Below are 4,215 nucleotides of genomic sequence, written 5' to 3'. Positions count from 1 at the left end.
TTAAAAGTTTTTTTATTTTCTTTTTTGAAGTGTTTTTCTTGTCTGTCCTCTGTCTCAAGTACAAGTAGTACTATACCAAATTATATTACATACGTCAATACTTTTTTTAAGATTTTTTTATTTTTGTTACTTGCAAAAGTAAATTCCACCATGATATGGAATTTACTTTTAGCAAATACACTTTATTTTTCTTATTTTTACCATACAAGAAGGAGGTTGCCTGTATGTAAACAACCCCCTTTTTATATACTTCAAATACAATTGGCTAAAATATTGTACTTAATTTGCAGCTACTTTCTATCTTTCTTATTTTCTCACTTCGTATATCTTTTCTTATCAAACTTACAATTAGTCTCTTAGGATATTTAGGTCTTCTCCTGACATTATCTTCTTCATTGTCCTCATAGAACACATCTTACCACACATAGTACAAGTATCGTTATGTTCTGGAGTAGATTCTGCCCTATACCTTCTGGCCTTTTCTTCGTCCATTGCAATATCAAACATTGCATCCCAATCTATGTCTGCCCTAGCCTTGGCCATCTTGTTGTCCCAGTCTCTAGCATGTGGTACCTTCTTGGCAATGTCTGCAGCATGAGCAGCTATCTTAGTAGCTATTATCCCTTCCTTCATATCTTCAAGGTTAGGTAGCCTCAAGTGCTCTGCAGGAGTTACATAGCATAGGAAGTCTACACCAGCTGCTGCAGCTATGGCACCACCGATGGCAGATGTAATATGGTCATATCCTGGGGCCACATCAGTTACTATTGGTCCTAGTACATAGAATGGAGCTTCGTGACATAGTCTCTTTTCTAGCTTTACATTTGCTTCTATTTCATCTATGGCCATATGTCCTGGTCCCTCTATCATTACCTGCACATTCTTTTCCCAAGCCCTAAGTGTCAATTCGCCTAGAGTTGTTAATTCTTTAATTTGGCAGGCATCTGTAGCATCATCTATACAGCCTGGCCTCATAGCATCACCTAGACTAAGTGTAAGGTCATATTCCTGACATATATCTAGTAACTCATCATATCTTTCATAAAATGGATTTTCTGCATTATTCAATTCCATCCAAGCATACATTAGTGAACCACCTCTTGATACTATGTTTGTGATTCTCCTATTTCTCTTGAATATCTTCATCGCTTCCTTATTCATACCAGCGTGAATAGTTACAAAGTCTACACCGTCCTCGGCATGCTTTCTAACCACATCAAGAAATTCATCAGCAGTGATGTCCTTTAATTCCTTGTCATAGAAGCCTATTGCATCATATACAGGAACAGTACCTATCATAGCAGATGACATATCTATCAATTTCTTCCTAAATTCTTCTGTCTTACCAAATGAAGATAGGTCCATGATAGCCTCCGCCTTCATGTCTATTGCCTTCTTTACCTTTTCCAGCTCCTTATCTACATCTGGACAGTCCCTAGATATACCAAGGTTTACATTTATCTTTGTGCTAAGGCCTAAACCTACACCTTCTGCTAGTAGGCTCTTGTGGTTTACATTGGCTGGTATTGCGATCTTACCCTCGGCTACCCTCTTCATCAACAACTGGGGATCCATATATTCCTTCTCGGCTACCCTCTTCATCTGTTCTGTCAATATTCCTTTTTTTGCTGCTTCCATCTGTGTCTTATACATCATTTTTTCTCCTTTGCATATATAATACTTGCTTCTTTTATTTATTATTTCAAGGCCTAGACTTTCCTTATCGTAAATTTACTAGGTCCTTATTTGCTAAAACTTCTATTTTCTATCCTATTTATCTATATACGTATATCACTTGCTATACTTATATATTACCTGCCTTACTTGTCTATGAACCTGTATTCATCAAGTAATTTTCTAGTCCTATCCTCTGGGTCATCAGCCCCTAATATATCTGAAATTACACAAATTCCATCAATGGCTGTATCCTTGAGATAATCTAGCTTGCCCAGACCTAAACCTCCAATTGCTAGTACTGGTATATGGAGACTACCCGTCATTTCCCTTATAGTTTCAAGCGATATCACAGCTGAATCCTTCTTGGTATCAGTTGCAAATATAGCACCTACTCCTATATAGTCTGCCCCATACTCCTGAGCCTCTAGGGCCTCTTCCATATTTTTGGCAGATATACCAATTATCTTGTTATGACCTAGCATCTTTTTGGCCATCTGAATAGGCATATCTGATTGACCAAGATGGACCCCATCTGCATCCACTGCCATGGCTATATCCAACCTATCGTTAATCACAAAGGCCACACCATGCTTATGACATATTTCCTTTAGCCTAAGAGCCCTCTTATAGAAGTCTCTAGTGGACATATCCTTTTCCCTTAGTTGTACTATCTTGGCTCCACCCCTTATACTAGCCTCTACTGACTCATAAAAATCCTTGCCCCTGCAGGCCATTTCATCAGTGACCAAATACATAGGGTACTTGTATTCAACCTTTTCTACCTCTATCTTGGCTATATCACGTATAGAATACTGGTTGAGCCTGTATATATTGTTCATGACATCTTCCCTGTAGGTCGCAATGCCATTATTTTCTTCATTTTCCCTGACTGCTGCCTCTTCACCTGCTATCGCCATAGTCAAAATACCAGCCACCGCACTGACTAGGGGACTAGCTCCTGCCCCCAAAAAGCTGGCTGCTAGAGAAGTTATCATACAGCCTGTGCCTGTGATATATGATAGGAGATCAGACTCATTATAAATCTTGACTATATGCCTACCATCTGTAATTATATCTATCCTACCTGTCACTGCACATACGCACCTGTAGTCTCTTGCTACTTTAACTGCTGCATCTAAGGCCTCTAGGCTGTCAGCACTAGAATCTACCCCCTTGGACTTGGTATCCATGCCTGACAGGGACATAATCTCTGATGCATTGCCCTTTATTATACTTTGGTGAACCTGGTCTAATAGGTCTACTATGGCCTCATTTCTAAACTTGGTAGCCCCAACTCCCACTGGATCTAGGACTATTCCTATATTGTACTCATTGGCAGTCCTACCAGCCTTTATCATAGTTTTTAGGGATTCTCCATTTATGATCCCGTAATTTAGGACCAAGGCATCTGCTATCATGGTCATCTGGTCGACTTCTTCATAACCATCTCCCATTACAGGTGACGCCCCTATGGCCAGAGTTACATTGGCACAATCATTTATAGTCACATAATTTGTAACCTGCTCTATCAAGGGTTTCTTTTCTTTTACGTCAGCTATCGCCTTACAGAGCTCTTTTATCATTCTTTCCTTATTCAAGCTTAGCACCTCCCCGCTAAATACAAAATTAATCCATACCCAATTTCTTGTATATCTGTCCCATAGGATTAGTTGGCCCACACCCTCTACCTATATCAAGAGAATTTTCTATCGCCTTACTTATGAAATCCTTGGCTCTAGACACAGCCTCTGCCAAATCATAACCTAAGGCTGCATTGGCTCCTATGGCTGATGACAGGGTACAACCAGTGCCATGGGTATTTTTGGTATTTATTCTTGGATTATCATAGTGGTAGACTTGGCCACTTGTAGTGACTAACACATCAGATGGTCTGTCTAAGAGATGACCACCCTTTACCAGGATATTTGTACCCGTATGAGCTATAATTATCCTTCCTGCTTCTTCCATTTTTTCTACACTATCTATTTCTAATCCACCGCTACCAAATATACTTAAAAGGCAGGCTGCCTCTGCCAGGTTTGGCGTAATAAGGTCAACCAATGGTATCAAACCATCCACCAGAGCCCTCTTGGCCTGACTATTTAGTAAGTCAAAGCCCGATGTCGATACCATGACCGGGTCCAGGACTACAAACTTGGGTCTATACATCTCCAGGCAATCTCTGACAGCTTCAATAATATCTATTTCTGCCAGCATACCTATCTTGACGGCATCCACCTCTATATCCTCAAATACAGCCCTTATCTGGTCCTTGACCATCTGGGCAGATACCCTCTCTACCCTCTTTACCCCCATGGTATTTTGGGCAGTGATGGCAGTGATTGCAGACATTCCATAGACGCCTATTGCTGCAAAAGTTTTCAGGTCGGTTTGAATACCCGCCCCACCACTAGAATCAGATCCAGCTATGGTCAGAACTTTCTTCATTTCAATCCCTCCTGCACGATAACTAATTTTTCTAAGCAATCGAGTAGGGAGGACTTTCTCCTCCCTCTCACACCACGGAGCGTGCCGTTC

Annotated in this window: 3 protein-coding genes; all 3 read right to left on the bottom strand. The window is 40.5% G+C overall.

The window, feature by feature from the left end; translation table 11 throughout:
- Window positions 1–348 precede the first annotated feature (348 nt).
- Window positions 349–1,656: a phosphomethylpyrimidine synthase ThiC gene (gene thiC, locus HMPREF1639_RS02660; protein ID WP_198021045.1), complete on the bottom strand. Its 1,308-nt coding sequence runs from the start codon at window positions 1,654–1,656 to the stop codon at window positions 349–351.
- A 164-nt stretch (window positions 1,657–1,820) separates the two neighbouring features.
- Entirely contained in the window at window positions 1,821–3,275 is a 1,455-nt protein-coding gene (gene thiM, locus HMPREF1639_RS09035) for a hydroxyethylthiazole kinase (protein ID WP_084572453.1), read from the bottom strand.
- Window positions 3,276–3,303: 28 nt separating this feature from the next.
- Entirely contained in the window at window positions 3,304–4,125 is an 822-nt protein-coding gene (thiD, locus tag HMPREF1639_RS02645; protein WP_036762988.1) for a bifunctional hydroxymethylpyrimidine kinase/phosphomethylpyrimidine kinase, read from the bottom strand.
- Between the last annotated feature and the right edge of the window lie 90 nt (window positions 4,126–4,215).

This window comes from Peptostreptococcus sp. MV1, from assembly GCF_000758885.1.
In the GTDB taxonomy this organism is placed as follows: Bacteria; Bacillota; Clostridia; order Peptostreptococcales; family Peptostreptococcaceae; genus Peptostreptococcus.
This window is presented reverse-complemented; position numbering and strand designations above follow the sequence as displayed.

What these genes read in the sequence shown, in the direction of transcription:
- thiC (WP_198021045.1), bottom strand. Translation starts at nt 1,656, where the DNA reads ATGATGTATAAGACACAGATGGAAGCAGCAAAAAAAGGAATATTGACA.
- thiD (WP_036762988.1), bottom strand. Translation starts at nt 4,125, where the DNA reads ATGAAGAAAGTTCTGACCATAGCTGGATCTGATTCTAGTGGTGGGGCG.